Annotated in this window: 4 protein-coding genes and 1 pseudogene; all 5 read left to right on the top strand. The window is 72.2% G+C overall.

Annotation, left to right across the window (positions count from 1 at the left end; translation table 11 throughout):
- Nucleotides 1–128: pseudogene (locus ACZ7NC_RS45310) on the top strand (1,2-phenylacetyl-CoA epoxidase subunit PaaA); the annotation flags it as partial.
- On the top strand, nt 125–418 hold the full coding sequence (gene paaB / locus ACZ7NC_RS45305; protein ID WP_471498257.1) for a 1,2-phenylacetyl-CoA epoxidase subunit PaaB: 294 nt from the start codon (nt 125–127) through the stop codon (nt 416–418). The pseudogene ACZ7NC_RS45310 and the gene paaB, both read left to right, overlap by 4 nt.
- A 10-nt stretch (nt 419–428) precedes the next feature.
- Nucleotides 429–1,256 (top strand): 1,2-phenylacetyl-CoA epoxidase subunit PaaC, encoded by an 828-nt coding sequence (gene paaC / locus ACZ7NC_RS45300; RefSeq protein ID WP_471498253.1) that lies wholly within the window; start codon nt 429–431, stop codon nt 1,254–1,256.
- The gene (gene paaD, locus ACZ7NC_RS45295; RefSeq protein WP_471498249.1) at nt 1,250–1,762 is read left to right on the top strand and encodes a 1,2-phenylacetyl-CoA epoxidase subunit PaaD; all 513 of its coding nucleotides are present in this window, start codon (nt 1,250–1,252) and stop codon (nt 1,760–1,762) included. Before paaC ends, paaD begins: the two co-directional genes overlap by 7 nt.
- On the top strand, nt 1,763–2,268 hold a 506-nt coding region (locus ACZ7NC_RS45290; RefSeq protein ID WP_471498246.1), incomplete at its 3' end, for an FAD-binding oxidoreductase.

Here is a 2,268-nt window from a genome sequence, read left to right as displayed (position 1 = left end):
GGCCCTGCAACGCCGAGCGGGTCGCCCGGCGCCGGAGCGCCCATGAGGAGGGCGCCTGGGTGCGGGAGGCGGCCACCGCCCACGCCGCCAAGCAGATCGCCCGCGTGGAGAAGGGAGCGGTGGCATGACCGCCGAGAAGCAGGACTGGCCGCTGTACGAGGTGTTCGTGCGTGGTAAGCGCGGGCTCAACCACGTGCACGTGGGCTCGCTGCACGCGGCCGACGACCGGATGGCGCTCACCCATGCGCGCGATCTGTACACGCGCCGCAACGAGGGCGTGTCGATCTGGGTGGTGCGCTCCGAGCACATCGCCGCCTCCACCCGTGACGAGAAGGACCCGTTCTTCTCGCCCAGCGCCGACAAGGTCTACCGCCACCCGACGTTCTACGACATCCCTGACGATGTCCCGCACATCTGAAGGAGAGGGCATGAGTGACGACCACGTCTACATGACCCTGGCCGAGGGACACGAGGACGACACCCGCTGGGCCTACGGCACAGGCTTCGAGGACCCGCTGCACGGCGTCGACACCACCCTGCCCGACGGCGTCGACGGTGGTGAACTGGCCGCCGTCTGTGTCGCGTTGGCCGACGACGCCCTGATCTCGGCCCAGCGCCTCGCCGAGGGGATCACCCGGGCGCCGGAGCTGGAGGAGGAGGTGGCGCTGGCCAACATCGGCCTCGACCTGCTCGGCCAGGCCCGCCTGCTGTACTCCCGCGCCGGCCAGGCCGACGGCACCGGCCGCGACGAGGACGCCTACGCCTACTTCCGTGACGCCGACGACTTCCGCAACGTACGCCTGGCCGAGCTGCCCAACGGTGACTTCGCGTTCTCCATCGTGCGGCTTCTGCTGCTCTCCAGCTGGCGTCTCGCTCACTTCGAGCGACTGGCCTCGCACCCCGACCCCGTGCTGGCGGCGATCGCCGCGAAGGGCGTCAAGGAGCTGGCCTACCACCGGCAGTACGCCGCGGAATGGGCCGTACGCCTGGGCGACGGCACGGACGAGTCGCACCGCCGGATGCGCCGGGCACAGGAGCAAGTGGCCCCCTACATCGGCGAGTTGTTCACCGCGTACGACGTACGGGACGAAGTGGTCGCGGTCATCCGCCAGGTCACCGCGGCGGCCGGACTGCCCATGCCGGTGTACCGGCCGCTGCCCGGATCCGGCCGCGACGGCGAACACACCGAGCACCTCGCCCCGCTGCTCGCCGAGTTGCAGGGCGTGGCCCGCGCCCACCCTGAGGCGACATGGTGACCACCCTGCTCGACGCCCGGCGCGCCCGGCGCATCGCCGAACAGGTGCCGGACCCCGAACTGCCCATGCTCACCCTGGCCGACCTCGGCGTCCTGCGCGGCGTCGAACTGACCGAGGACGGCACGGTGGTCGCCGGCCTGACCCCGACCTACTCGGGCTGCCCGGCGATGGCGGAGATGCGGGCGGATGTGGCGGCGCGCCTGCGCGAGGCGGGGTACGAGCGCGTGGAGATCCGCACGGTCCTCGACCCCCCGTGGACCAGCGACTGGATCACCCCGACAGGCCGTCGCAAACTCGCCGAGCACGGCATCGCCCCGCCCGGCCCCGCACCGCGCGGCGACGGCCCCGTCCCGCTGGTGCTGTCACCCACCCGGCGCGCGGTGACCTGCCCGCGCTGTGGCTCGGCGGACACCGAGGAGACCTCCCGCTTCGCCGCCACGTCCTGCAAGGCGCTGTGGCGCTGCCGGGCCTGCCGCGAGCCGTTCGAGTACGTCAAGGAGATCTGAATGGAAGGCCTGAGGGAAGCACAGACGGCCGCGACGGTAGGCCCGCGCGCCCGCCGCCGTCCGGCCTTCCACCCCCTGCGCGTCGCCGCCATCGAGCCCCTGTGCGCGGACGCCGTCGCCGTCGGCTTCGACATCCCGGCCGAGCTGGCGGAGGAGTTCGCCTTCGCGCCCGGCCAGTCGCTGACGCTGCGGCGCGAGATCGACGGGCGCGACGAGCGACGGTCGTACTCGATCTGCTCGCCGGTCGGTTCCAGTCCGCGTATCGGCGTACGGGTCGTGCCGGGCGGGCTCTTCTCGTCCTGGCTCGTCAACGACGTACGCCCCGGCGACACCGTCGAGGTGATGGCCCCCACCGGCGCCTTCACCCCCGACCTCACCACTCCCGGCCATCACGTGCTGATCGCGGCGGGATCCGGCATCACGCCCATGATGTCCATCGCCGAGTCCGTCCTCGCCGCCGACTCCCGCTCGACGGTCACCCTCTTCTACGGCAACCGTCGCACCGC

The sequence above is a fragment of the Streptomyces sp. NPDC111802 genome, assembly GCF_055634335.1.
This window is presented reverse-complemented; position numbering and strand designations above follow the sequence as displayed.